The sequence below is a fragment of the Pseudoalteromonas sp. DY56-GL22 genome (assembly GCF_041414715.1).
Taxonomy (GTDB): Bacteria; Pseudomonadota; Gammaproteobacteria; order Enterobacterales; family Alteromonadaceae; genus Pseudoalteromonas; species Pseudoalteromonas simplex.
This window is the reverse complement of sequence record NZ_JANHZR010000007.1, coordinates 157,614-183,636: the sequence shown is the minus strand read 5'-3', so window position 1 is coordinate 183,636 and position 26,023 is coordinate 157,614. Positions and strand designations below refer to the sequence as shown.

Sequence of the window (26,023 nt, the reverse complement as noted above, 5' to 3'; positions counted from 1 at the left end):
TTGTTGTACCTAACCAAAGGGTTTTCATGAAGTTGTCGATACTCTCAGTGCTTGTGGGCACCTCATTATTTAACCAACAAGCCATTGCAAATAATGAACTAGAACATATTACAACGACCGCCTCGCGCAACGAAGTGTTGGCAGATCCATTGCCTGTTGTGGTCAGCAGTATTTCACAGAAGCAACTGGCGCTTATCGCTCCAACTCACATTGAACAAGCCCTTAAACAGGTTGCTGGTGCGAATCTTCAACACGGTAACGGCCAAGAGTATTTACCCGCTTTACGTTCGCCTGTACTTTCTGGCGCAGGTGCCTGCGGTGGCTTACTTACCGCCGAAGATGGTATTCCACTTCGCGCAGCTGGTTTTTGCAACATCAATGAATTATTCGAAGCCCACACTGAAATGGCTGAACGCATCGAAGTACTGAAAGGCCCGGGCTCTGCACTTTATGGTTCAAACGCTGTACATGGTGTAGTCAACGTGATCACCCCAGATACAACCTATAACCACAACCAACTTGGTTTTGATTACGGCTCGTTTGGCTACACCCGCTACAAACTAGGTGCGGGTCGTGATTTTGGCCAACAAGGTTTAGGTATTAATGCCACTATTACTCGAGATACGGGTTATCGTGATGACGAAGGTGTTGACCAAGAAAAGCTCTCGCTACGTCACCGTTTTGATGGCGAAAAACTAAGTGTAAGTACAGGCCTGACTTACACCCATTTAGATCAACAAACAGCTGGCTACATAGAGGGCTTTGAAAGCTACAAGGATAAGCAAATAGCTCAGTCTAATTTTGATCCTGATGCATTTCGTAAAGCCCGCTCTTTGCGTGTTTGGTCAAAGCTAAATTGGACACAAGATGAGGCTAACAGCTTTACCCTTACGCCTTATATCCGCGACCAAGACATGACCTTCTTTAAGCATTTTTTACCGGGTACTCCCCTTGAAGAAAATGCTCAGCAAGGTGTTGGTATACAATCAAGCTGGCAGCACAAGTTAACCGGCTCTAGCCTGTTAACTGTTGGTTTTGATGGTGAACTTACAGATGCTGACTTTTTACAATATCAAGACAGTCCCACTCAAGGCTCAGCATTTTTAGTCGCCACCGTGCCTCAAGGCAAACATTATGATTATCAAGTAACAAGCACCCTATTAGCACCGTTTGTGAACCTTGATTGGCAACTTGATGAGTTACTTATCAGCCTGGGTGGTCGATACGAGCGTATGCGTTATGACTACGACAACCATATGTTGGCTGGCCGCACTAAAGAAGATGGCACAGCATGCGCCATGGGTGGGTGTCGCTATTCTCGACCAGAAAGCGGCGAAAATCGCTTTACTAACTTTTCACCTAAGCTTGGTTTAAGCTATCAATATTCTGAAAACCAGTTTATCTACGCCAATGCTTCAGAAGGTTATCGAGCACCGCAAGCGGCAGAGCTTTATCAGTTGCAACGCGAACAAAATATCGCAGATCTGAAATCTGAAACAGCTAAAAACCTAGAGCTTGGTATAAAAGGTCAACAAGCACAGCTGCATTATGTAGTTAGCATTTATGCAATGAATAAAAAGAACACCATTTTCCGCGACAGTGATTTTTATTACGTCAATGATGGCCAAACTCAGCATCGTGGTATTGAGCTTGAGTTAGCCTATACCATAACGCCTAGCTTATCGATGCAGTTAGCCGCGAGCCACGCCAAACATACATACAGTTATGACCAAGTACTCAGCGGGATTAACATCAATGGTAATCTTATTGATACTGCTCCTCGTAACATCGCAAACTTGCAGCTACTTTGGCAAGCAAACGACATTACGCGTGTTGGTCTTGAGCTACATACCACCAGCAGCTACTTTACTGATCCTGAAAACCAGCATAGTTACCAAGGCCACTCATTAGTAAATTTACGAGCGGCGTGGCAGCTAACAGCTAACCTTAGTGTGACGGCACGAATAAACAATTTAACCGACGAGCGTTACGCAGAGCGTGCTGACTACACTACATTTAGTGGCGACCGATACTTTCCGGGTAGACCGCGCAATGCCATGTTATCAGCAAGTTATCAGTTTTAAATAACCGCATTTTTTGGTGAGCTATCTCATAGTTCACCCACGCTGTTTCGTGTTTTGGTATGATAAATGTACCTCTTGCTATTACTCCTAAACAGCGTGACATCTTCTCAAAATCTAATTCGTAACCTTCTTTTAGTGCTGGGCATTTTTCTTATTGCAGCCAGCTTACGAGCCCCGATCACTGGCATTGCACCGGTACTTGAACAGATCATTGAACAGTTTCAGTTAAATGCATCGCAAGCCGGCATGTTGACGACTTTACCTTTAATCGCGTTTGCCATTGCCTCACCTATGGCGGCAAGTCTTGCTAAAAAGTGTGGCCTTGAAATATCACTGTTTATTGCCCTTGTACTCATAGGTATAGGGGTTGTCTCTCGGGTTATTGATTCTGCCACCGTGCTTTTTATTGGTACCGCAGTAATTGGTGTCGGTATCGCGATTGGTAATGTGTTATTACCAAGCCTAATAAAGCGTGACTTTCCACACAAAGTGGCAGTAATGACGTCGAGTTATGTTTTGGCGATGGGCATATTTGGTGGCAGCTATTCAGCACTCATCATTCCGCTCGCTGAATACAAAGAACTTGGCTGGCAATTGGCGCTTGCCAGTTATGCTTTACTGGTTGTGCTGGCTATTATGGTGTGGTTACCACAACTTAAGCAACATACCATGCCAAAACAGGCATATGTGTCAAACAATACACAAAACAAAATTTGGCACTCTGCACTGGCTTGGCAAATCACCTTATTGCTCGGCTTTAACTCCTTTTTCACTTATATCATGCTTGGTTGGCTACCCAGTATTTTAATAGAAGGTGGCCATAGTGCGCAGCACGCGGGCGCTTTGCAAGGCGCCTTTCAAGTAGCCTCTGCGCTACCAGGTATTGTGCTTATTCCACTACTTGCCAAATTAAAAGATCAACGCATCTTAACGCTAAGCTTGGCATTACTTGGCGCGCTTTGTTCTGTTGGATTATTAGTTGCACCTAGTTTTGCGATGCTTTGGTCAGTCACCTTAGGTTTTTGCTCAGGTGCCTGTTTTATCTTAGGCTTATCATTTGTAAGCCTACGTACTCATGACTCAATGCAAGCCGCTGCGTTATCGGGTATGGCGCAATGTATCGGGTATTTATTGGCTGCCACAGGCCCTATTATTGCGGGCGCCTTACATAGTTATTTCAACAACTGGGCGGGAGCACTTTGGCTGTGTATGGCATCAAGCCTATTGTGTGCTTTATTTGGTTACTTAAGTGGTCGAAATATCACCATCGGCCAACAATAAATATGAAACCGCAGCTATTTAGGTGCGGTTTCAAAGGCGCTCATATTACTCAGGTTATCGAGCCAAGGTTTATGTGAGCGATACCAAATATGCGCTTTAGGGATGAGCTCATCAGCTTGCTCTATAGCGCCAATTCTTAAGCCATAAATGCGTTCACCTGCACCCACAGAAGTCGCGTACAAAGCTGTACCACAGTTACCACAAAACCCTTGCGCACGCTGGTTGCCACTTTCAGCTATTTTTATATATTCTTTTGGCTTAGCACCTGTAAAGGTAACTCCATCTGGCGCAGACACCACAACCGTACGAAAAGGCGCACCTGAGATAATTTGGCAATCAGTGCAATGACAGTTTATCACTTTATTTTCATCAACTTCTGCGTGGTAAGTGACCTCACCACAATGACAACGACCGGTAACCTTCATATTAAACTCCTTGTTGAGATGACAGCTCTTTTACAGGGTAATGATTAGCGTGTTTCAAGCTTTGTAAATCATTAAACTGTACCCCATGCTGGGCCAAAATAGGATGTATTTTTTTGCTTATCAATTGCCTGATATAAAAGGGCTGATTTGGCACAAAATGATGGATTGTGTGGGTACGACCAAAATCAAAACAAAATAGTTGAAACGGTAAAAACCAGCGGCTGGTGATCACATGCGTTTGCTCAAGCAAATTATTTACACCGCCATAATAATGCATTGAAGATGTCACTAAGTTAAGAGAACTCGAACGAATAATATTAGGCACGATAAGTACCACCATTAAAAACTCTGCCATCGCCAATAACTCAGCTCCCCACGGCGGCAATGTAAATGGCTGTACGAACTGCACTGCATAATAAGCAATTACCCCGTAAAGAATCGCAAAATACGCAGTAGCAATCGGAAAGCCCGCATTAAACACACGGAAGAACTTAAAACCACTAATTTCTTTTTTAAATCGCTTGGTATTGATTAACAAACCTAGCAAGGCATCAGTAATGACCAAAGCTCTCAACAAGGGCGACTTAATACCATTGCCTACTAAACGCTCTTCTAAATCTTGTGAGGTGCCGGATACTTTATGGTGATGTAAATGAATCTTTCTGCGATACCAAGGGTTCACCGTATTAGGCCGCATAAGCCACACGGTTAACATCATAAAGTTATGTATAAAAGGACGATTACTAAAATACTGCTTATGGATAAGGTCATGTTCAAGCTCATGCGATATTGAAGTAATAAAGGCAGCCAGAATGATGCAAAGCCACGAGGGAATAACCGCTAAGTAATAAAGTGTCGCAACACCGAATAGTGAACACAACGACACCAGCAGAATTACCATCGCAATTTTATTTTGTTGGTTAAGTATAGGGTAACGCGCTCTTAACGACTGCTCTTCGGCCTTAATGGCTGTAGCAATCGCCTTGATGTGTTGCTTTGCGGTTAATTTTGACATAGTAAGCTTTTGCTAACTGCTTGATACCAAAATCATACCGTAATTATCTACTGCTCTCGAGAAAATTGCGTTAAAAATGGTATTACATCATTTGCTGGTAATGGCTTAGAAAAGTAATAGCCTTGGATATAATCGCAGCCTGCTTCGGTAAGCACCGCCAATTGCTCGCGCTCTTCAACCCCTTCAGCAACGACCTTAATACCCAATACTCGACTCATTTGGATAATCGATTTAACCAGTGCTTCGTCACCTAAATCAACATGAACTTCATCTATGAAAGACTTATCAAGCTTGAGTACATCAACAGGGAAGCGGCGTAAATAACTAAGAGATGAATAACCGGTACCAAAATCATCCAATGAAATTAAGCAACCCGCCTCTTTTAATTGAGTAAGCACATCGAGATGGTTAGTATTTTCAGGAGCTAAAACACTTTCAGTTAATTCAAAAGAGATTTGTGACGGCTTAACCCCTTGGTTGTTAATAATTTCAAGCCATGCATTACGCTCAGGATTAAACTCAGTAAACTCAAATAAAGACCGATTTACGTTAAAAACAACATCGTTATAACCTTGCAGCTCTAACGCTTTTATTTGCTGACAAGTTTTAACCAACACCAGCTCACCAAGTGGAATAATCACTCGAGACTCTTCTGCTAACGGAATAAACTCCGCAGGTGATACCCATTGCCCTTGATTATTCCAACGCACTAAACTCTCGAATTTAGCAACCGTGTTATTTTCTATATCGATAATAGGTTGAAAATAAACTTCAATTTCGTCGTTTTTCACTGCCAAAGTTAGCTGATCTATTAGCAAGTTTTGTGTTTTTATTTTGTTATCCATTTCAGTGCAGAAAAATAAATACTCTGTACCAGCTTGCTTTGCATTGAGAGTTGCAAGCTCAGCTTGTCTTATCAAGCGGCGTGCTATTTTTTCGATTTTATGTTCAGAGGATGAAATATAACGTTGCTCAAAACAGCTGATCCCAAGAGTTACATATACTTGCTGGCTAATACCACCAATTGAAAAAGGCTCAACCAACAATGCTGTAATTTGCTTACAAACATGTTCTAGCTCACTAATATGTTGATAGGTTTGTAAAATAGCAAAGCTATCACCATCGATTCGTGAAAAGGCTGATTCTTTAAAACAGCTTTCAAGTCGCTCAGCTAGTTTACATAAAACTTTGTCACCAAATGTTAGGCCATATACCGTATTAATATTCTGAAATTTATCAACATCAAAATAAATTACTGCCAAGTTTGTACCTACTTCATCTTGATATGCAAGAGACGAAATTAAAGTACACAAGTACTCTTTAAAGTAAAAACGATTAGTTAACCCTGTAAGTTGGTCGTGGTTAGCGTGAAAATAAATTTTTCGCTCAGCTTCTTTTTTCTCGGTAATATCTAAAATAAACGCCACATAGCAATCCTCAGCATTATTTTGCATTTTGGTTATTGATAAAAATTGCGTATATAGCTTACCTTGCTTAGTTTTATTGGTAATTTCACCAGACCATTTGCCCTCAGTATTAATCTGATGCCACATAGCTTTATAAAAATGTGGATCATACTGGTTTGAACTTAAAATTTTAGGGTTTTCCCCTAAGACTTCGTCCAGCGAATAGCCCGTCATTTTAGTGAAGGCAGTATTTGCATAGGTAATTTCTACATTGTGGTCGCAGATAAAAATAGCTTCGTGGCTTTGTTCTATTAACTGATTAGAAAAATCTAGCTTAGCAATGAAACGGTCTTTTTCTATTTCACGCTGGATTAAACCTGTAAATAACGAAAAGAAAGATTCGATTGATAACGCATCACTTATTTCATGCTGAAAAAGCGCTACCAGAATGGTATTTGTCTTGCCAGAAATGCTTTGTAATGGCACACCCACATAAGCTTCAATATCCATATCAACAAGCAATTGATCATTAGGGAATAGCTGCTGAACACCTGAGTTGTAACTTGAAACACTGCCACAGCTGACATCATTGCATGGTGTACAGCGAATATCGTAGCTGATGTTTTCAACTATTTCGTCATGCGCAACTAAAGCGATGGTTGTCGCATATAAAGTTGACTCATCGACTTGAGCCAAAAAAACATGCGAAGCACCCAGCACTTCTGATAAAGATAGGCATATTGCATTATAAAAGTTCTCACTTTTAAGATTTGAAATACTTTCAACAATACGCTTTAAATCGTATGTACCCATGTTATGCCACCCAACCGTTTTTTCCGCTAAGAGTCTGACTTAACCTGAACTAAAGACGGTAAATTCTATTATATTAAGCACTTAAACACCATGGTACTCTAGTCGAAAGCGGTTAACTTTCAAACAAATAAGCATACATTTTTCATGGTTATTTCAAAAGTAAGCATAGTTTGAAGTTTACAGGTTATAAATAGAACAAAAGTTATTTTAATCTGGGGTGAATTAGTACTTACTTAGTAGCTACAGGTACGTATTTTCTAAGCAGAGTGACTCCCAGGAATAGAATTAGCCATGAATTATATAATTCAACATTGCTGATTTACATTCTCGGTTCGGCAGTAAACTACCTCCTACAATGCATTTACGAATTGAATTGCTAAGGCTGGTTTTAAACCCCGTGTCTACTTTATCGGGGTCAGATCACTCGACTAAAAACTGGTGGCTGGTAGCTTTTTCAGGCATAAAAAAACCCTAACCATTTGGCTAGGGTTCAAAAGTGGTACCAGTAGGCGGACTTGAACCGCCACGCCCGAAGGCAACGGATTTTGAATCCGTCATGTCTACCAATTCCATCATACTGGCTTCATTTTTCTTTAACCTTCTAAACACGAGAAGATAAAGAAAAACCACTTTAGAGCGAAAGCTTTTTTTACTGCTTTTGTCTCTATGCCAAGCATTATACAAAGAATGGGTAAGGCAGCAAGCGTTTTGTGCGGCGTCACTGATCAACCGCGCAATAAATAAACAAGTTGTTAACTTCAGAGTTTGTCAGTGCCCACTACCCTACTAGTTTTATAGGTATTGAAATTTTTAAAGCTTGGATGATTAAAGATATGGTGGGTTTCGCTTTAATAAATAGTGATGTTTGCATACTCATTTTGATTATGTAATTAAGGTTAGCAAAGCCAGTTCAGTTCCCAGCATACTAAAGAGCCGTTAAGTATTTCTTGTTTGCGAAGGACTTTGCTAAACTACTGCGCAATTTAATTGGATGAGATTGTTTATGTCAGCTGAGTTTCCACGTGCCGGTTTCTGGCGCCGCTTTGCCTCTTTAATTTACGATACCTTGGTTATCATTGCCTTTGCGATGCTGACAACAGTACTCTATTTATTAGCTATTCAAGGGCTTATTTCTTTAGAGTTACTTAGCATTGGTGACGCCGAAGATGTCTCTGCTTTCATTCAAAATTCACCCTTACTATACGGTATCCGTAGCGCATTATTAGTAATAGTGAGTATCAGTTTCTTTAGTTACTTTTGGGCTAAAAGCGGCCAAACAATTGGTATGCGCGCGTGGCGTTTGAAGGTGCAAACCCTCGATGGCCATTTAATTAGCTGGCATCAAGGTGCACTTAGAGCCATTACTGCACTATTAGGTTTAGGTAACTTAGTGGTGTTGGTCGATTTTAAAAATAAGCGTGCCTTACAAGATTACATCGCAAAAACAGAAGTAATCACCCTAACCAAAGAAGAAAACAAACGTATTTATCGCTCACTTGATTAAAGGCAAATCAAGTATAAAAAAAGCGTGGTTCAAACCACGCTTTTTTATGATTTAAAACGAATTTTACACCCGTTTATTCAACAGGTATGTTGCAAACCCAATAAACAACAGACTTGGTAACACAGCACCAACCACTGCAGGTATTTGGTAAACCATTACCACAGGACCAAATATCTCATTGGTTAAGTGGAAAGTAATACCAGTTATGACACCCATGATGATACGTGCGCCCATGGTTACTGTGCGAAGTGGTCCGAATATAAACGACAGAGCAACTAACAACATAACGGCGATAGATACTGGCTGCATGATTTTGCGCCATAGCGCCAACTCATAGGTGCTAGTATCTTGTTCATTTTGCTGTAAATAACCTAAATAAGACCAAAGCCCAGTAAACGACAACGCTTCGGGCTTAACTGATACAACGCCTAATTTTTCAGCAGTCAGTTGCGAGTCGTAGAACTCTTCTTTGTACTGCTCAGTCGTGATCTGCTCTGGCGTGATCATGACTTTATTTACATCACGAAGTAACCAGCCATCTTTACGATTTAATGCTTCTTCTGCCTTGGTAATTTGCGTAAGTTGCAACGATTTATCAAAGTGATACATATGCACGCCACGTAAAGTACCTTGCTGATCGACATCTTCAATATTAATAAAGTTACTACCATCTTTCGCCCACACACCTTGCTTAGCATTAAATACATCACCACCATAAATCGCTTGGTTACGTATTTCTTTTGCTTTGAGCTGTGCTTCTGGGGCGCCCCATTCACCTAGCGCCATCATACAAATAGCCATAAACATCGCGGTTTTCATGACTGATACAATAATTTGCAAACGTGACATACCCGCCGCTTGCATAACAACCAACTCACTATTTGATGCCAATGCGCCTAGACCTGTTAAGCCACCAATCAATGCTGCCATTGGGAAGAAGATAACTAAATCACCTGGCATGCTATACAGGGTGTAAATCAACGCTGTTGCAATATCGTAGCTACCACGGCCAACTGATTTTAACTGCTCAATAAACTTAATGAGGGTACTGATACCTACCAGCACCATTAAAGCAAAACCGGTTGTTTGAATTATGCTGCGACCTAAATACCAGTCGAGTGTTTTCATCATGCGCTTAACTCCCGCTGAGTCACAACTGCCTTTAACCATGCGCCGAGCGGACGACCTTTAATAATCAAGAAACCACCAATAAACAAGGCTGATAAATGGATCCACCATAAGCCAATTGAAGGCGGTATTTTTCCATCTTCAACAGCAAACTTAGCGGCATTCAACAAAATGAAATACCCTAAATACAAGCTAATTGCGGGCACTAATTTAGCGAATTTACCTTGGCGCGGATTCACCACACTCAGAGGCACCGCGAGTAAAGTTAATAATGGAATTGAAAGTGGAATAGCTAAACGCCACTGCCACTGTGCAATGGCTTCAGAGGTTTTCATTTTGAATAAATCAAGGGTTGGAATTGCTTCTAACTTACGGCGCTGGTGCTCTATTTCTTGATCTTGAATTTGTACACTGTAACCATCGAACTCAGTTAAGTTCAAAGCAGCAGACTCGCCGTCTGTTTCGTAACGCTTACCATCATTAAGAACAAGTTGCTGTTCACCGTTATCTTGTTCAATCACCACACCACGCTCTGCATACACTAAACGGGCTAAGTCACCTTTTTCACGATCAGGTAACTGCGCAACAAATACCTTGTGTAGCTCTTTACCACTGTTTTCAATGTTGTGAATAAAAACGACCGCTTTTTCGTTACCTGTTTGCTGGAAACGCCCAGCACGTAATGCCGATAAGCCAGCATCGGCTTTTGCTTGTTCTTTTAATTGATATTCTTGCTCACTGGCCCATGGTGCGACATAAAGAGTTAGGGCACCAGCTAAAATAGCCATGGCAGTACTTGAGATAAGCGTTACCCGAACTACGTACCACTCACTGACACCGCAGGCTCTGAAAACTGTCATTTCGCTGTCAGCATAAATGCGACTGTACGCCAAAATAATACCCAAGAAGATACTCAAAGGCAGGATAAGTGAAGCAAGTTGAGGAAGTTTTAGCGCAATCATCGAAAGCACAAGTTTAGCTGGAAGACCCCCTTCAGAGGCGTCTCCTAAAATAACAACAAACTTTTGAGACACAAAAATAGTCATCAAAGTTAAAAATACGGCGACCTGCGACTTGAAGACTTCAGTGGTCAAATAACGAAAAATTAGCAATGCTCGCCCCTGTTAAACATCGAGTTTCACTGGAATAGTAAGGATTTTTGAGTAAACTAGTTATTTTACTCACTTTATTATATGTCATCAGTGTCAAATATCATACCTAGCAAGCGCATATAATCTTGCATTAATGGTACAGATGACATCTATTATGTGATATTGATATTCACATTAAGATAAAGTTCAAAAACACATAAATAGAGTCATGGTTTATGTACTAAGATTAGTGCTACTAAACTAAAAAATGTAAGAAAAGACTCGAAAAAGAAATTCTTACCCTTATAAATTAAGGTTATACGACTCAATATCAGGAGCAACAATGGAATTTAGCGTAAAAAGTGGTAGTCCAGAAAAGCAACGTAGCGCATGTATTGTAGTAGGCGTTTATGAGCCACGTCGTTTATCCCCCATTGGTGAACAATTAGATAAAATCAGTGACGGTTATATCTCAAACTTATTGCGCCGCGGCGATCTTGAAGGTAAGCCTGGCCAAGTATTACTATTACATCATGTACCTAATGTACTAAGCGAACGAGTATTGTTGGTAGGTTGCGGCAAAGAGCGCGAGCTTGATGACAAACAATACAAACAAATTATCTCAAAAACGATAAACACACTTAACGAAACAGGTTCAATGGAAGCGGTATGCTTTTTAACTGAGCAACATGTTAAGAGTCGTGATACTTATTGGAAAGTACGCCAAGCAGTTGAAACAACTCAGGACTGCTTATACACCTTCAATCAACTGAAGAGCAAAAAAAGCGACCCTCGTCGTCCTTTACGTAAAATTGTTTTCAACGTACCAACGCGTCGTGAGTTAACCATTGGCGAAAGTGCAATTGAGCATGGCTTAGCCATCGCTGCAGGTAGCAAGTTATGTAAAGACGTTGCCAATATGCCGCCAAATATCTGTAATCCTGCGTATTTAGGTGAGCAAGCGCAAGAAATCGCTGATAACTTCGATAATGTGACTGTTGATATTATTGGCGAAGAAAAAATGGCAGAGCTGGGCATGAATTCATACCTAGCGGTTGGCCGTGGTAGTGCTAATGAATCGGTTATGTCAGTGATCAACTATCAAGGTGGCGACAAAGACCAAGCGCCAATCGTGTTAGTCGGTAAAGGCTTAACTTTCGACTCTGGCGGTATTTCAATCAAGCCAGGCGAAGCCATGGATGAAATGAAATACGACATGGGTGGTGCAGCGGGTGTTATTGGTACTATGCGCGCACTTGTGCAAATGCAATTACCGATTAACGTTGTCGGTGTTTTAGCGGGTTGTGAGAACATGCCTGGCTCAAACGCTTATCGCCCTGGTGATATCTTAACCACTATGTCGGGTCAAACAGTTGAAGTGTTAAATACCGATGCTGAAGGCCGTTTAGTACTGTGTGACGCACTCACTTATGTTGAGCGCTTTGAACCAGATACTGTTGTCGACGTAGCAACACTGACTGGCGCATGTATTATCGCGCTAGGTTCGCATGCCACTGGTTTACTTTCAAACCACAACCCGCTTGCCCATGACCTACTAAAAGCGTCTGAGCAAAGTGGCGACCGTGCTTGGCAACTACCACTGTGGGATGACTATCAAGAGCAACTTGAAAGCCCATTCGCAGATTTCACCAACTTAGGTGGCCGTGCAGCAGGTACGATTACAGCGGCATGCTTCTTATCTAAATTCACCAAAAAATATAACTGGGCGCATTTAGATATCGCAGGTACAGCATGGCGTAGCGGCGGTAAAAACAAAGGCGCAACCGGTCGTCCGGTGCCTATGTTGACTCAGTATTTGCTTAACCGCGCAGGCGTGAGCGAAGCAAGTCACGATTAAGCCTTACCGCAAGCTTAAAACTAACCCTAAATAAGGCGCCAAATGGCGCCTTATTAATTGAAGCAATTCGCGTTCTATGTCAAAATCCCTGCTTTGATCTGTGTATCTGTGGGGACGAAAGTCACTATGAATATGAACGCACAATTTTACGTTCTAAAACAAGATGATAGTGCCCACCAAGCGGCTGGCGCTGTTTTCGATCTGGCAGCTAAAATTGCTGCGGATCAGTATCGTCTAGGTCATCGCGTATTTATTTACGCTGATAACACCGACACGGCCCACACAATCGACGACATCATTTGGTCATTTGAACCAGATAGTTTTGTACCACACAACTTACAAGGTGAAGGCCCTAAAGGTGGCGCTCCGGTTGAAATTGGTATGACTCCACCTGTCGGCAACAGAAAAATATTAATCAACCTAGCTGAACACCTACCGGATTTTATTCGCCGTTTTCAGCAGGTTTATGATTTCGTACCCGTTGAGCCAAATGCTAAGCAAGCCGCCCGTGAGCGGTTTAAAAAGCTTCGCCAACTGGGCGCCCATATTGCAACGCAAGAAATTGACATTTAAGCATTTATTTAAGGTTCTGTGTAATGGATAAAACCTATAATCCGCAAGATATTGAACAGTCTTTATACCAAGGCTGGGAAGAAAATGGCTACTTTAAACCGTCTGGCCAAGGTGACGCATACTCAATTATGATCCCGCCACCAAACGTCACGGGTAGCTTACACATGGGCCACGCGTTCCAAGATACAATCATGGATACGCTAACGCGTTTAAAGCGTATGCAAGGCAACAACACATTATGGCAAGTAGGTACTGACCACGCGGGTATCGCAACACAAATGCTTGTTGAGCGTAAGCTTGCTGCTGAAGAAGGTAAAACTCGTCACGACCTAGGCCGTGAAGCATTCATCGATAAAATCTGGGAATGGAAAAACCACTCTGGCGGCACGATCACTAAACAATTACGTCGTTTAGGCGCCTCTGTAGATTGGGACCGTGAGCGTTTCACTATGGACGAGGGCCTTTCTGAAGCGGTAAAAGAAGTATTCGTACGTCTTCACAAAGAAGATTTAATCTACCGTGGTAAGCGCCTAGTTAACTGGGATCCTAAACTTCACACGGCTATTTCTGATCTTGAAGTTGAAAACAAAGACAAACAAGGTCACATGTGGAACCTACGTTACCCTCTTGCTGATGGCGTAAAAACCAAAGATGGTAAAGACTACATCATTGTTGCGACAACACGTCCTGAAACAATGCTAGGTGATACAGGTGTTGCTGTTAACCCTGATGATGAGCGCTACCAAGATCTGATCGGTAAAGACATTTTACTGCCTATCGTAAACCGCCGTATTCCAATTGTTGCCGATGAACATGCAGACATGGAAAAAGGCACAGGTTGTGTGAAAATCACGCCTGCCCACGACTTTAACGATAACGAAGTAGGTAAACGTCACCAACTACCAATGATCAACATCTTCAATAAAGATGCAGCGGTATTAAGCGAAGGCGAAAGCTACACATTCGACGGTAAAGAGCTTGAATTAGATGCGCCAATTCCTGAGCGCCTACATGGCCTTGACCGCTTTGATGCACGTAAAGCGATTGTGAGCGAATTTGAAGAACTTGGTCTATTAGAAAAAATCGAAGATCACAGCTTAACTGTACCTTACGGTGACCGTTCTGGCGTAGTGATTGAGCCTCTTCTTACTGATCAGTGGTACGTGCGCGTAGCACCTCTAGCAGAGCCTGCAAAAGAAGCAGTTAAAAATGGCGATATTAAGTTCGTACCTCAACAATACGAGAACATGTACTTCTCGTGGATGAACGACGTACAAGATTGGTGTATTTCACGTCAGCTTTGGTGGGGTCACCGCATCCCAGCTTGGTACGACAACGAAGGCAACGTATACGTTGGTCGTGACGAAGCTGAAGTACGCCGCGACAACAACCTTGCTGATGATGTTGCACTTAAGCAAGACGAAGACGTTTTAGATACCTGGTTCTCATCTGCGCTTTGGACTTTCTCAACGCAAGGCTGGCCGGCAAACACTGATGATTTAAAAACGTTCCACCCGTCTGACGTATTGGTAACAGGTTTCGACATCATCTTCTTCTGGGTTGCGCGTATGATCATGATGACCATGCACTTCATCAAAGATGAAGACGGCAAGCCACAAGTACCATTTAAAACCGTTTACGTAACAGGCCTTATCCGTGATGAAAACGGCGATAAGATGTCTAAGTCGAAAGGTAACGTACTTGATCCTATCGACATGATTGACGGTATCGACCTTGAAAGCCTAGTTGAAAAGCGCACTGGTAACATGATGCAGCCACAACTAGCGAAGAAGATTGAGAAAAACACTCGTAAAACATTCGAAAACGGTATCGAAGCACACGGTACAGACGCACTGCGTTTTACCCTTGCGGCAATGGCTTCAACGGGCCGTGACATCAACTGGGATATGAACCGCCTTGAAGGTTACCGTAACTTCTGTAACAAGCTATGGAACGCGAGCCGTTACGTATTAATGAACACTGAAGAGCAAGACTGTGGTTTCGCTACAGATGCTGAGAAACAGTACTCACTTGCTGATCGTTGGATTTTAGGTCAATTTGAAGCAACGGTTAAAACCTATACTGAGCATCTAGAAAACTATCGTTTTGACCTAGCAGCAAACACCATTTATGAGTTCACTTGGAACCAATTCTGTGACTGGTACCTAGAACTGACTAAACCTGTACTGTTTAAAGGTAACGAAGCACAACAACGTGGTACTCGTCATACCCTAATCACGGTATTAGAAAGCCTACTTCGCTTAATGCACCCGTTAATGCCATACATCACAGAAACGATTTGGCAACGTGTTGCACCACTTGCAGGTATCGAAACTGCGGGCACTAGCATCATGGTTCAAGGGTTCCCTGTATATAATGAAGCAAATGTTGATAGCCAAGCGATGGACGACCTTGAGTGGGTTAAACAATTCATTCTTGCTATTCGTAACATCCGTGGTGAAATGGATATCAGCCCAAGCAAACCATTATCGGTATTGCTTGCGAATGCGTCTGACGAAGACAAGCGCCGCTTAACGGATAACGAAGCATTCTTAGCGTCGCTTGCTAAGCTTGAAGAGTTCACGCTTCTTGATAACAAAGACGATGCACCAGCGTGTGCAACATCGTATGTTGGTAACCTTGAGATCATGATCCCAATGGCTGGCCTAATCGATGTTGAAGCTGAATTAGCTCGTATTGCGAAGCAGCTTGAAAAAGCAGAAAAAGGCTTAGCACAGGTTCAAAACAAGTTAGCTAACGAGAAGTTCGTAAATAATGCGCCAGAGGCTGTACTTGCTAAAGAGCATGCTAAGCTGGCTGAGTTTACCGATGCGAAAGACAAACTATTAGCGCAAAAAGCGAAAATCGAAAGTCTATAACAGCATATATCAAGCGCGATTTATTCGCGCTTACAAAAAAGCCGCGCTATAACAATGTTATAGCGCGGCTTTTTAATGCTCTGTAGCAGCGACTTTACGTCGCGTTACAATTAAAATTTGTAGTTGTACTGAGCACCTACTAGAACTGCGTGACCTTTTGATTCATAGTCCCATGAAACATCTTGGCCAACTGATGCAGCTAGGCTGTCTTTTTCAGAGAAGTTTTGTGTTTTACCACGAAGAATACTTACACCTAGGTCAATATTTGAGTTTTCGCTGAATGCGTAGTTACCACCAAATGAGAACCAGAAACGATCTGTATCAGGGATAGAGATTGAAAGGTGAGATTGGTCTGCTGGCGACTCATCGTATGCAATACCTGCACGAAGTAAAAGAGCGTCGCTGTACTGGTAGTCAGTACCGATAGAGTAACGCATTGAATCAGAGAAGTTCTCTTCTTTAGAGAATACAGGTGCTTCTTGACTAGGCGTATAAGCTTCTAATTTTTGGAAGCTATCCCAGCCAGTCCATAAAATGCTGTAGTGCACGCCAAGCTTCTTATCGATTTGGTGTGAACCAGAGAACTCAGCAATGGCTGGTAAGGTTAATTTTAACTCACCCGGAACTTTAGTACCCGCTAAACCGCCAACAGCAGCTGGTAGTTGGTTTGAGTACTCACCTTCAAAGTCGATATCTGTTTCGCTGCGGTAGTTAAAACCAAAACGGTTGTTTTCGTCTAACTGATACATAGCACCAATGTTCCAACCAAAGCCGTAGTCGTCACCTTCAAGGTGAGCGATTTGCGTGCTCGCTGGTAAACCTAATGGGTTTGCACCTGCATTACGCACCACTTTCGCATCAGCATAAACATAGTTTAAACCAAGGCCTAGGCTGAACTGTTCGTTGATTTTGTATGAAGCACTTGCATTCATGTTAACAGTCACGATTTCAGTTTCGCCTGCGATAGAGCCTGCTGCGTAATCGTCTTTAAATTCAGTTGAAAGACCAAAGTTTGAAAAAGCACCAAAGCCTAAAGATACTTTGTCGTTTAATGGCATAGTGAAGTAACCAGCAGGAATAAATGCTGATGGCGCGATGCTATCGTCATCGATAGAGCTTTCATCTAAGCCGTATGCAGCACTTTCACCTTCTAAGCTAACATCTGGAATTACAGCAATACCTGCCACTGAGATTTGCTTGTCTTTAAATAAAGACATAAGTGCAGGGTTACGAGCAACAACTGAGGCATCGTCAGCAACGGCTGCTTCACCAGCGTATGCACGGCCTAAACCTGAAACGTTTTGCTCTGCTAATTGGAAAGCTGCAGCAAAGCTGTCAGCAGAAACAACAGCAAGTGATGCTGCAATTAGTGTTTTTGTGAACTTCATAAATCTGTGTCCTCTTGCAAACTTGTGCGAAAACTAATCCAACAATGAGGGCAACCTATTAGTTAAGCATAAAAGATTAGCACTGTATGTTGGCATTAGATGTTTTATTCTAATGATTATAAACTTTCGAACATTACCTTAATTAAGATCAAAAAACTGTAATTTTTCGTTAGAAATAGGTAAAAAACCCGCATTTTAACAACAAGATAACAACTTATTAAAACTCATCAGATCTCTGATTACAAACCAAACAAACGATATTAATTATCATTTGCATTGACTTATCGCATTTGTAGCTTTAGACTAAAAATAAAAGTTTCTCAGTTGAGTTTGAGTATGGAAATCGCCTTTATTATTGTGGCACTAATGTTATGCGGTGTGAGCGTTCATTATTTTTGTAAAGCAAATTATTGTGCATGTACTAAAGCAGGTGATTGCGACAACCCAGTCAATCACTATTGGTTAGGCGCTATGTTTAGCTCAGTTTTGTCTCTTTTATTGTGTTGCGTAGCCTTACATGTCGAAAAAGGGACGCTATTGTGGTTAGTTTTAATGATAAGTTGTTTTAGTGGGGCATTTATTTCAGCTAAACGCAGCGCCAAAAAACGCTGTGTTAAGTCTAAACAAGCAGATGCTCTTTTAACAAACGAGCCAAATTAAGCTGATAATCTAAGGGTTTAATACTGGCAATAATTTTTAGTTCTTTTTCCACGTTCAAATCGACATCTTTCGCCGTCACGTGGTGCTTATGTTTAGCATTATAAAATACTTTTACTTTTGGTTTGATTGGATTCTCGTGATTCCCTTCCATTACTAACGCTAAACGATCATTATTTAACTTAACAATAGTACCGACAGGGTGTACACCTAGACATTTAATAAAGCGCTGCACTAATTCAGAATCAAACATTTGTTTGTTCGCAAGTAAATAACGAAGCGCTGAGATTGGCTCTTCACCCATTTGATGAGGCCTATCTGCCGTCATAGCATCATAAACATCAGCAATTGCCATCATTCTTGCAGGGCGGCTAAGCTTTTCAGCGGTAATACCGCGTGGATAACCTGTACCATCTAAACGTTCATGATGATTTACTATCATATCAAGCATTAGTGGAGTAATGCCCTTCTCGCCTTTCACTAAACCTAAACTCTGCGCCACATGTTTTTTAACGACTTGCATTTCGTTATCATTCAATGCGCTTGGCTTAGATAAAACACCTTGCGGCATTTTAGCTTGGCCAATATCATGCAGCAAAGCTCCCATCGCCAGTTCTTTGATCGTCTTTTCTTTATAGCCTAAATACTTAGCAAACACACTCACCAAAATCGCAGTGTTGATCATGTGACGCCAGTTATAAATATGTTTATCTTTGAGACGAGTTAAAATAGTTAATGCATTGTGATTTCGAAAAACGGAGCCGACTATATCAACAGCAATGTCGTCAAGCACTGCCATATTCATTTTTAGTCCAGCTGTAATATCGGAATATAAACTTTGTAGCTTACGACTATGCTGCTCATAGTGAACACTAGCTTTTAGAAACTCTTGTTGAACCGTGATCCCTTGCGGCTCTTCATTAGCAGCAGGTTTTTGTTCAACCTTCGGTTTAGCCGGTTCAGGCTTTGGTTGGTATTTTTTAGGGAGTGCAACATCGCTTTGTGTAAAGTCGATGAGTAGCTCTTCAACCCCCTCAGAGATCAGGCGCTGAATAATTGTTTTATCACGCACTAAACCACGTGTTTTGATCTTAATACTATTTACATGCTCTTGTTGCTTACTGACACTGTCAACAAACATCCCTGGAACAAGTTCGGCAATGGGTAAGGTAATAAGCATAGGTAAGCTTAGCGCATATAAACATCGAGTTTTTTATTATCGCTAATTGATTACAAATGTCTATAGATTGAATAACGAATACGAAATAGGTATTAGTCGGAAGGGTAAACTAACGAGTCAAGCAACTCGCTAGATTGTGGTAGTTCAGTCTAAGAGCTGACGGCAGATAGCTGACAGCTCTCTAGCTGTTTATTCCTGAAAGTAAGTGCCCCAGCCGTCGTATTCAACGTCTGTTTGCTGAGCAAGCGCTTCTAACTTGTCTACGTCTTCCATAATGGCTTCTACATCAAGTTCACACTCAACAACCACGTCAAAGCTCCATACTTTCTCGCCGTCTTCTAGCTCAAGTTCAGCTGGTTCTTCAACATCGTAACCTAGTTTAAAAGCGGCTAAAGCTGCTTGCTCTAATTTTTCAAAATTTTCGCTAACAAAGTGGTGTTCCACTTCATAAAGTACTTCAGGATCTGAGCCATCTTCAAGCAATGAAGTAACGATGTCTTCAGTAATTTCGCGCCAATTTTCCATTATTTGTTTCTCACTTGAGCATCTAATTCAGTTATTTTAGCGGCCATAATCTGATGAACATGTGAAGCATGGTCACGAGCAGATACGTCTTTATCAAGATAAATCGGCGCTAACATTTCGAGGTAAATTGTACCATTATCCCAGCGATTTAGCTTAATAGTTTTGTGCGTTGTACTCATACAAACTGGTACAACTGGCACATCAGCACTCATTGCTGTGTGAAATGCCCCGGTTTTAAAGGGTAATAAACCGCGACCATAGCTTCGCGTGCCCTCAGGAAACATCCAAACCGACAAGCCTTTTTGTTTTATTTTCTCAGCTGATTTAGAAATTGTGCCCGCCGCTTTTGAGCGGTTAGCACGATCAATTAAGATATTGCCCGATAACCAATATAGCTGACCAAAAAACGGGATCCATTTGAGGCTTTTTTTACCAAGGCTTACGCAGTTCTCTGGCACCATGGCAGGTAAAGTGAATAGGTCATAGTTATTTTGATGATTTGCTACATAGACAGCAGGACCAATATTTTTTGGAGTCTCGTGATATTTAAGCTCTAGTTTGACACCTAAAATTTTAGCTACCTTGCAAAACCAACCCGCAATAATATGCACGTTATTTGTATGAAACGGCTTCACAATGCATAAAAGCAGCCCAAAAACACAGCTTAAAACAATAAATAACGCCATGAAAATTATGCGAAAAATAGCTAACAAACGAATTCTCCTCGTATTAATCAGCGCGCATTATAACGTGAAAAATAGCATTTCCATAGCTTTAAGCGCACATGTGTACGCTTAAAATTTCATAACGTTTTAACAATAAAAAGGCCTGCAATTGCAGGCCTCTGGTTTACTCAGTTACTTCACTTGGCGACTCATCACTGTCATCAGTTTGAGTCACTTCGACTACAGCTTCATCAACACGCTGTAAGCCTCGGGGTAACTTATTACCTCGTCTACCACGTTCACCATGATAATGCTCAAGATCAGCCGGTTTGAGTGTCAGTTTTCGTTTACCTGCATGCAGGGTTACGCTACTGCCCGCAGGCACCACAGCCAGCACTTTTACAAACTCTTCACGGGCTTGCACTTTCGCACTTGGGATAGAAATAATCTTATTTCCTTTACCTTTACTAAGCTTAGGTAAATCTCGCAGTGGGAATAACAACATGCGGCCTTCGTTAGAAATTGCCATACAGTAATCTGTTGCTACGTCAGTTACTCTAATTGGCGCGAGTAATTCACCGCCTTTAGGAACACTGACCAGCGCTTTACCGTTTTTGTTCTTACTCACCAGATCTTTAAAGTCACTTATAAAGCCATAGCCTGCATCGGAAGCCATTAACAACACTTGGTTGTCTTCTGCCATCACCACATGCTCAAAGTTGGCGCCAGAGCTTAAGTTAAAGCGCCCTGTCATTGGTTCGCCTTGGCTTCGAGCTGAAGGTAAACTATGTGCATCAGTAGCAAAAGCACGACCACTTGAATCTAAGAACACTGCAGGCTGGTTACTCTTACCTCTTGCTGAGGCTTTATAGCTGTCGCCTGACTTATAACTCAGCCCTTCAACATCTAAATCATGGCCTTTACCAACTCGTGCCCAGCCTTTTTCAGATAACACAACAGTTACTGATTCTGAAGGGATAAGGTCTTTTTCGCTTAGTGCTTTTGCTTCTAAACGTTCAACAACTGGTGAGCGACGATCATCACCATACATTTCAGCCGCTTCTTGAATTTCTTTTTTCATCAAGGTCGACATACGACGCTCTGAACCAAGCGTTTGCTCTAACTTGTCACGCTCAAGGGCAAGTTCATCTTGCTCACCTTTAATCTTGAACTCTTCAAGTTTTGCTAAATGACGTAGTTTTAACTCTAAAATCGCTTCTGCTTGAATATCTGTTAAACCAAAACGCTCCATTAAAACAGGCTTTGGTTTATCTTCAGTACGGATAATTTCGATAACTTCATCAATATTTAAAAAGGCCGTTAATAAACCTTCTAAAATATGTAAGCGTGCTAATACCTTGTCTAAACGGTGCTGTAAGCGACGGCGAACTGTTTCACGGCGGAACGTTAACCACTCAGTTAAGATACTACGTAAATCTTTAACTTGCGGACGACCATCAAGGCCAAGCATGTTTAAGTTTACGCGGTAGTTCTTTTCTAAATCTGTGGTTGCAAATAGGTGCGCCATTAATGGCTCAGCCTTGATGCGGTTAGAGCGCGGAACAATCACGATGCGGGTTGGATTTTCGTGATCAGATTCGTCACGTAAATCAGCAACCATCGGCAACTTTTTAGCATTCATCTGCGCTGCAATTTGCTCAAGCACTTTAGCACCTGAACACTGATGAGGCAGCGCGGTGATCACGATGTCACCTTGCTCTTCAGTGTAAATTGCACGCATCTTGATAGAACCACGTCCGGTTTGATAAATCTTACGAATATCGTCTTTCGGTGTGATGATCTCAGCTTCTGTTGGGTAGTCAGGCGCATGCACTAACTCAAGCAACTCTTCGATTTCTGTCTTTGGCTTATCAAGTAATAAACAACAGGCACTAGCAACTTCACGCACATTGTGTGGTGGAATATCGGTTGCCATACCTACTGCAATACCCGTTACACCATTGAGTAAGATGTGTGGTAAACGCGCAGGTAACACCATTGGCTCATCAAGTGTGCCGTCAAAGTTTGCGGTCCAATCGACAGTGCCTTGACCCAGCTCTTTTAGTAAAACTTCTGAGAACTTAGATAAACGCGCTTCGGTGTAACGCATTGCAGCAAATGACTTAGGATCATCGGCAGCACCCCAGTTACCTTGACCGTCCACCAGCGGGTAGCGGTAAGAAAACGGCTGCGCCATTAACACCATGGCTTCGTAACAAGCACTATCACCATGAGGGTGATATTTACCCAGTACATCACCCACGGTACGGGCTGATTTTTTATATTTTGCTTGCGCCGATAACCCCAGTTCGCTCATTGCATAGATGATACGACGCTGTACAGGCTTTAGACCGTCACCTACATGAGGTAAGGCACGGTCCATAATGACGTACATTGAGTAGTTTAAGTAGGCGTCTTCAGTAAAGCGCCCCATTGTTTGTTGTTCTATGCCTTGCATCAGCAAGGTATCTGTATCACTCATTAACGCTTACCTATTTTTTCTTAGCACTAACGCGATAGATCACATTAGCAAAGTCGTCTGAGATCAATAAGCTGCCATCTGCAAGCTCTGCAAATGCAACTGGGCGACCAAATGTTTCTTCGTTTTGCATAAAGCCTGTGATGAACGGGGTGTACTTAGTAATACGACCTTGTTCAACATTCGCTAGCATCACTTTGTAGCCTGACTTTTTACTACGGTTCCATGAACCATGCTCAGCAACAAAAAGCTGCTCTTTGAATTTAGCAGGAAACTGCTTACCGTTATAAAAATGAATACCTAAAGGAGCAACATGAGCACCAAGTGCAAGGGCTGGCGATTTGTAGTCAGCAATACTTTTACCTTTACCAAACTCAGGATCTAAAATCGCCCCAGCGTGAACATAAGGGAAACCATAATGCGCACCCTCTTCACCTTCACCAACACGGTTAATTTCACAAGGTGGCATGTCATCGCCCATCATGTCACGGCCGTTATCACTAAACCAAAATGCATTCGTTATAGGGTGATAATCAAAACCAACTGAATTACGAACGCCTTTGGCAATTGTTTTAATTTCTTTTGTGTCAACATCTAACGAGAAAATACGACCATATTTTTCGTCTTCAGCACAAATGTTACATGGTACACCCACTGGCACAATTAACTCACCGGTAGGTGCAAAACTAATGAATTTCCAGCCATGGTGACGATCAGTTGGAAACTTATCGTATACCACGTCGTATTTAGGATCTTTTAAATTTTTATCAACGTCTTTAAAACGGATGATACGTGACACTTCAGCCACATATAAATCACCATCTTTAATCGCTAAACCTGATGGCATTTCAAGACCTGTGGCAATAACCATTTTTCTGTCAGCCACACCATCACTGTTATGGTCAATCAACGCATAAACATTGCCTGCTTTACGTGAGCCTGCGTAAACAATACCTCTTTTTGATACCGCAATTTGACGTGCATTTTCTACATCATCAGCAAACAGGCTAATAGAAAACCCATCAGCAACTGTTAACTTATCAAGAATATCTTTTGCCATTGCAGGCGCTGATAACAAGCTCAGCGACAATAATGAGGTCAGTAGTTTTTTCATTTTTTCTTGCCCTTTAATTCGTTGCTAGCAACTAGGTTGCTACACCTTTAACTAAACTTCTGCGCGGTTACCGTGATCTTCTAACCACTGACGACGGTCTGACGAACGTTTCTTTGCAAGAAGCATATCCATCATTTCCATGGTTTGCTCTTCTTCATCTAAGGTTAATTGCACTAAACGACGCGTATTAGGATCCATCGTGGTTTCGCGTAATTGTAACGGGTTCATTTCACCTAACCCTTTGAAGCGTTGAACATTAACCTTACCGCGTTTTTTCTCAGCTTCAATGCGCGCTAAAATACCGTTCTTTTCGTCTTCATCAAGGGCGTAGTAAACCTCTTTACCAATGTCGATACGAAATAGCGGCGGCATAGCTACATACACATGGCCTTGTTTGATAAGCGATGGAAAGTGACGAACAAACAGCGCACAAAGCAAGGTAGCAATGTGTAATCCATCCGAGTCAGCATCGGCCAAGATACAAATCTTGTTATAACGCAGACCAGATAAATCACTTGAATCAGGGTCAATACCCAAAGCGACAGAAATATCATGCACCTCTTGCGATGCTAAAATCTGTCCAGATTCAACTTCCCAGGTATTTAAGATTTTACCGCGCAGCGGCATGATTGCTTGGAATTCACGGTCGCGCGCTTGTTTTGCTGAGCCACCCGCTGAGTCACCCTCTACTAAAAACAGTTCAGTACGGTCATTATCTTGGGCACTGCAATCCGTTAATTTACCCGGTAACGCAGGGCCTGAGGTAACACGCTTACGCACGACTTTTTTTGCAGCACGTAAACGGCGCTGCGCATTTGAGATACATAACTCAGCTAATAATTCTGCCGTTTCTGTATGCTCGTTTAACCATAAACTAAATGAGTCTTTTACCACACCTGATACAAACGCAGCGCATGAGCGAGAAGACAGCTTTTCTTTTGTTTGGCCAGCAAACTGTGGGTCTTGCATTTTAACCGACAATACGTAGCTACAACGCTCCCAAATATCATCTGGTGTTAGCTTTACACCACGTGGTAATAGGTTTCTAAATTCACAAAATTCACGCATTGCTTCAAGCAAGCCTTGGCGTAAACCATTAACGTGTGTACCGCCTTGTGCAGTAGGAATTAAGTTTACATAACTTTCAGCGATTGATTCACCGCCTTCAGGTAGCCAAACAACCGCCCAGTCAGCGCCTTCGGTTGAACTTGAAAAATCACCAATAAACGGCTCTTTTGGTAATACTTCAAAACCTTTAACTGCTTCAACTAGGTAATCTTTTAAGCCTGTTTCGTAATACCACTCTTGGCTTTCTTTGGTTTGCTTGTTAGTAAACTTAATGCGCAAGCCTGGGCACAATACCGCTTTGGCTTTTAATAAGTGATTAAGCTTAGTAATTGAAAAGTTAGCTGAGTCAAAATAGCTCGCATCAGGCCAAAAACGTACAGTTGTCCCTGTGTTACGTTTACCCACAGTACCAATGACGTTTAGATCTTCAACCTTGTCACCGTTTTCAAAAGCCATACGAAATTGCTGCGCATCACGGCGCACAGTGACTTCAACACGAGTCGATAGCGCATTTACAACCGAAATACCTACCCCGTGTAAACCACCTGAGAACTGATAGTTTTTATTAGAGAACTTACCACCGGCGTGCAGCTTGGTAAAAATAAGTTCCACACCCGGGATACCTTCTTCAGGGTGAATATCAATCGGCATACCGCGGCCATCATCGATAACCTCAAGAGAGTTATCTTCATGAAGGATGACATCTATTTTAGTGGCATGGCCTGCCATTGCTTCATCGACACTGTTATCGATAACTTCTTGACCTAAATGATTAGGTCGAACCGTGTCGGTATACATACCTGGGCGGCGTTTTACGGGCTCTAATCCGTTTAAGACTTCAATTGCTTCGGCGTTATAATTTTGCTGACTCATAGTTTTTATATCTTTTA

General features: G+C 42.0%; 19 protein-coding genes and 1 tRNA gene. 7 read left to right on the top strand and 13 right to left on the bottom strand.

Annotation, left to right across the window (positions count from 1 at the left end):
• Nucleotides 1-26 precede the first annotated feature (26 nt).
• Nucleotides 27-2,084, top strand: a complete 2,058-nt coding sequence (locus NO991_RS15930) for a TonB-dependent receptor (protein ID WP_300582442.1) — start codon at nt 27-29, stop codon at nt 2,082-2,084.
• A 66-nt stretch (nt 2,085-2,150) separates the two neighbouring features.
• On the top strand, nt 2,151-3,365 hold the full coding sequence (locus NO991_RS15925) for an MFS transporter (protein ID WP_054552624.1): 1,215 nt from the start codon (nt 2,151-2,153) through the stop codon (nt 3,363-3,365).
• Nucleotides 3,366-3,379: 14 nt separating this feature from the next.
• On the opposite strand, the gene NO991_RS15920 is transcribed toward NO991_RS15925, so the two are convergent.
• The 4 genes from NO991_RS15920 to NO991_RS15905 all read right to left on the bottom strand — a co-directional run bounded on the left by NO991_RS15920 (nt 3,380) and on the right by NO991_RS15905 (nt 7,606).
• On the bottom strand, nt 3,380-3,790 hold the full coding sequence (locus NO991_RS15920) for a GFA family protein (RefSeq protein WP_300362949.1): 411 nt from the start codon (nt 3,788-3,790) through the stop codon (nt 3,380-3,382).
• Nucleotide 3,791: 1 nt separating this feature from the next.
• A complete protein-coding gene (locus NO991_RS15915) occupies nt 3,792-4,805 on the bottom strand; it encodes a fatty acid desaturase (RefSeq protein ID WP_300362951.1) in 1,014 nt (337 codons plus the stop codon).
• A gap of 47 nt (nt 4,806-4,852) precedes the next feature.
• The gene (locus NO991_RS15910; protein WP_194442909.1) at nt 4,853-7,024 is read right to left on the bottom strand and encodes a bifunctional diguanylate cyclase/phosphodiesterase; all 2,172 of its coding nucleotides are present in this window, start codon (nt 7,022-7,024) and stop codon (nt 4,853-4,855) included.
• 497 nt (nt 7,025-7,521) lie between these two features.
• Nucleotides 7,522-7,606 (bottom strand) — tRNA-Leu (locus NO991_RS15905).
• Between the two features lie 421 nt (nt 7,607-8,027).
• Between NO991_RS15905 and NO991_RS15900 the strand changes: the two genes are divergently transcribed.
• Entirely contained in the window at nt 8,028-8,528 is a 501-nt protein-coding gene (locus NO991_RS15900) for an RDD family protein (protein ID WP_054552635.1), read from the top strand.
• A 63-nt stretch (nt 8,529-8,591) separates the two neighbouring features.
• Here NO991_RS15900 and lptG read toward each other — a convergent pair whose 3' ends face one another.
• Nucleotides 8,592-9,659, bottom strand: coding sequence for an LPS export ABC transporter permease LptG (gene lptG / locus NO991_RS15895; protein ID WP_300362525.1), 1,068 nt, complete (start codon nt 9,657-9,659; stop codon nt 8,592-8,594).
• Nucleotides 9,656-10,768 carry an LPS export ABC transporter permease LptF gene (gene lptF, locus NO991_RS15890; RefSeq protein WP_300362528.1) on the bottom strand — a complete coding sequence of 371 codons (1,113 nt, stop codon included), beginning with the start codon at nt 10,766-10,768 and terminating at the stop codon, nt 9,656-9,658. The genes lptG and lptF overlap by 4 nt, the downstream gene beginning before the upstream one ends.
• 322 nt (nt 10,769-11,090) lie before the next feature.
• Here lptF and pepA point away from each other — a divergent pair, with 322 nt between their 5' ends.
• The 3 genes from pepA to NO991_RS15875 all read left to right on the top strand — a co-directional run bounded on the left by pepA (nt 11,091) and on the right by NO991_RS15875 (nt 16,057).
• Nucleotides 11,091-12,605, top strand: coding sequence for a leucyl aminopeptidase (gene pepA, locus NO991_RS15885; RefSeq protein WP_062570143.1), 1,515 nt, complete (start codon nt 11,091-11,093; stop codon nt 12,603-12,605).
• A 126-nt stretch (nt 12,606-12,731) separates the two neighbouring features.
• Complete coding sequence (locus NO991_RS15880; RefSeq protein WP_054552639.1) at nt 12,732-13,178, top strand: DNA polymerase III subunit chi; 447 nt, start codon at nt 12,732-12,734, stop codon at nt 13,176-13,178.
• A 23-nt stretch (nt 13,179-13,201) separates the two neighbouring features.
• Nucleotides 13,202-16,057 carry a valine--tRNA ligase gene (locus NO991_RS15875; RefSeq protein ID WP_138616286.1) on the top strand — a complete coding sequence of 952 codons (2,856 nt, stop codon included), beginning with the start codon at nt 13,202-13,204 and terminating at the stop codon, nt 16,055-16,057.
• A gap of 110 nt (nt 16,058-16,167) precedes the next feature.
• Here NO991_RS15875 and NO991_RS15870 read toward each other — a convergent pair whose 3' ends face one another.
• Complete coding sequence (locus NO991_RS15870) at nt 16,168-17,445, bottom strand: outer membrane protein transport protein (protein WP_054552641.1); 1,278 nt, start codon at nt 17,443-17,445, stop codon at nt 16,168-16,170.
• A gap of 336 nt (nt 17,446-17,781) precedes the next feature.
• On the opposite strand from NO991_RS15870, the gene NO991_RS15865 reads away from it, so the two are divergent.
• Nucleotides 17,782-18,105 carry a hypothetical protein gene (locus tag NO991_RS15865; RefSeq protein WP_054552642.1) on the top strand — a complete coding sequence of 108 codons (324 nt, stop codon included), beginning with the start codon at nt 17,782-17,784 and terminating at the stop codon, nt 18,103-18,105.
• On the opposite strand, the gene NO991_RS15860 is transcribed toward NO991_RS15865, so the two are convergent.
• The 6 genes from NO991_RS15860 to parE form a co-directional block, all read right to left on the bottom strand.
• On the bottom strand, nt 18,065-19,282 hold the full coding sequence (locus tag NO991_RS15860) for an HD-GYP domain-containing protein (RefSeq protein WP_138598897.1): 1,218 nt from the start codon (nt 19,280-19,282) through the stop codon (nt 18,065-18,067). The genes NO991_RS15865 and NO991_RS15860 overlap by 41 nt on opposite strands.
• Before the next feature lie 189 nt (nt 19,283-19,471).
• Nucleotides 19,472-19,807 carry a ribonuclease E inhibitor RraB gene (rraB, locus tag NO991_RS15855; protein WP_054552644.1) on the bottom strand — a complete coding sequence of 112 codons (336 nt, stop codon included), beginning with the start codon at nt 19,805-19,807 and terminating at the stop codon, nt 19,472-19,474.
• Nucleotides 19,807-20,493 carry a 1-acylglycerol-3-phosphate O-acyltransferase gene (locus NO991_RS15850; protein ID WP_082389235.1) on the bottom strand — a complete coding sequence of 229 codons (687 nt, stop codon included), beginning with the start codon at nt 20,491-20,493 and terminating at the stop codon, nt 19,807-19,809. The genes rraB and NO991_RS15850 overlap by 1 nt, the downstream gene beginning before the upstream one ends.
• Before the next feature lie 163 nt (nt 20,494-20,656).
• A complete protein-coding gene (gene parC / locus NO991_RS15845; protein ID WP_054552646.1) occupies nt 20,657-22,954 on the bottom strand; it encodes a DNA topoisomerase IV subunit A in 2,298 nt (765 codons plus the stop codon).
• A gap of 10 nt (nt 22,955-22,964) precedes the next feature.
• The gene (locus NO991_RS15840; protein WP_371352175.1) at nt 22,965-24,065 is read right to left on the bottom strand and encodes a sorbosone dehydrogenase family protein; all 1,101 of its coding nucleotides are present in this window, start codon (nt 24,063-24,065) and stop codon (nt 22,965-22,967) included.
• Between the two features lie 51 nt (nt 24,066-24,116).
• Nucleotides 24,117-26,006, bottom strand: coding sequence for a DNA topoisomerase IV subunit B (gene parE / locus NO991_RS15835; protein ID WP_054552648.1), 1,890 nt, complete (start codon nt 26,004-26,006; stop codon nt 24,117-24,119).
• Between the last annotated feature and the right edge of the window lie 17 nt (nt 26,007-26,023).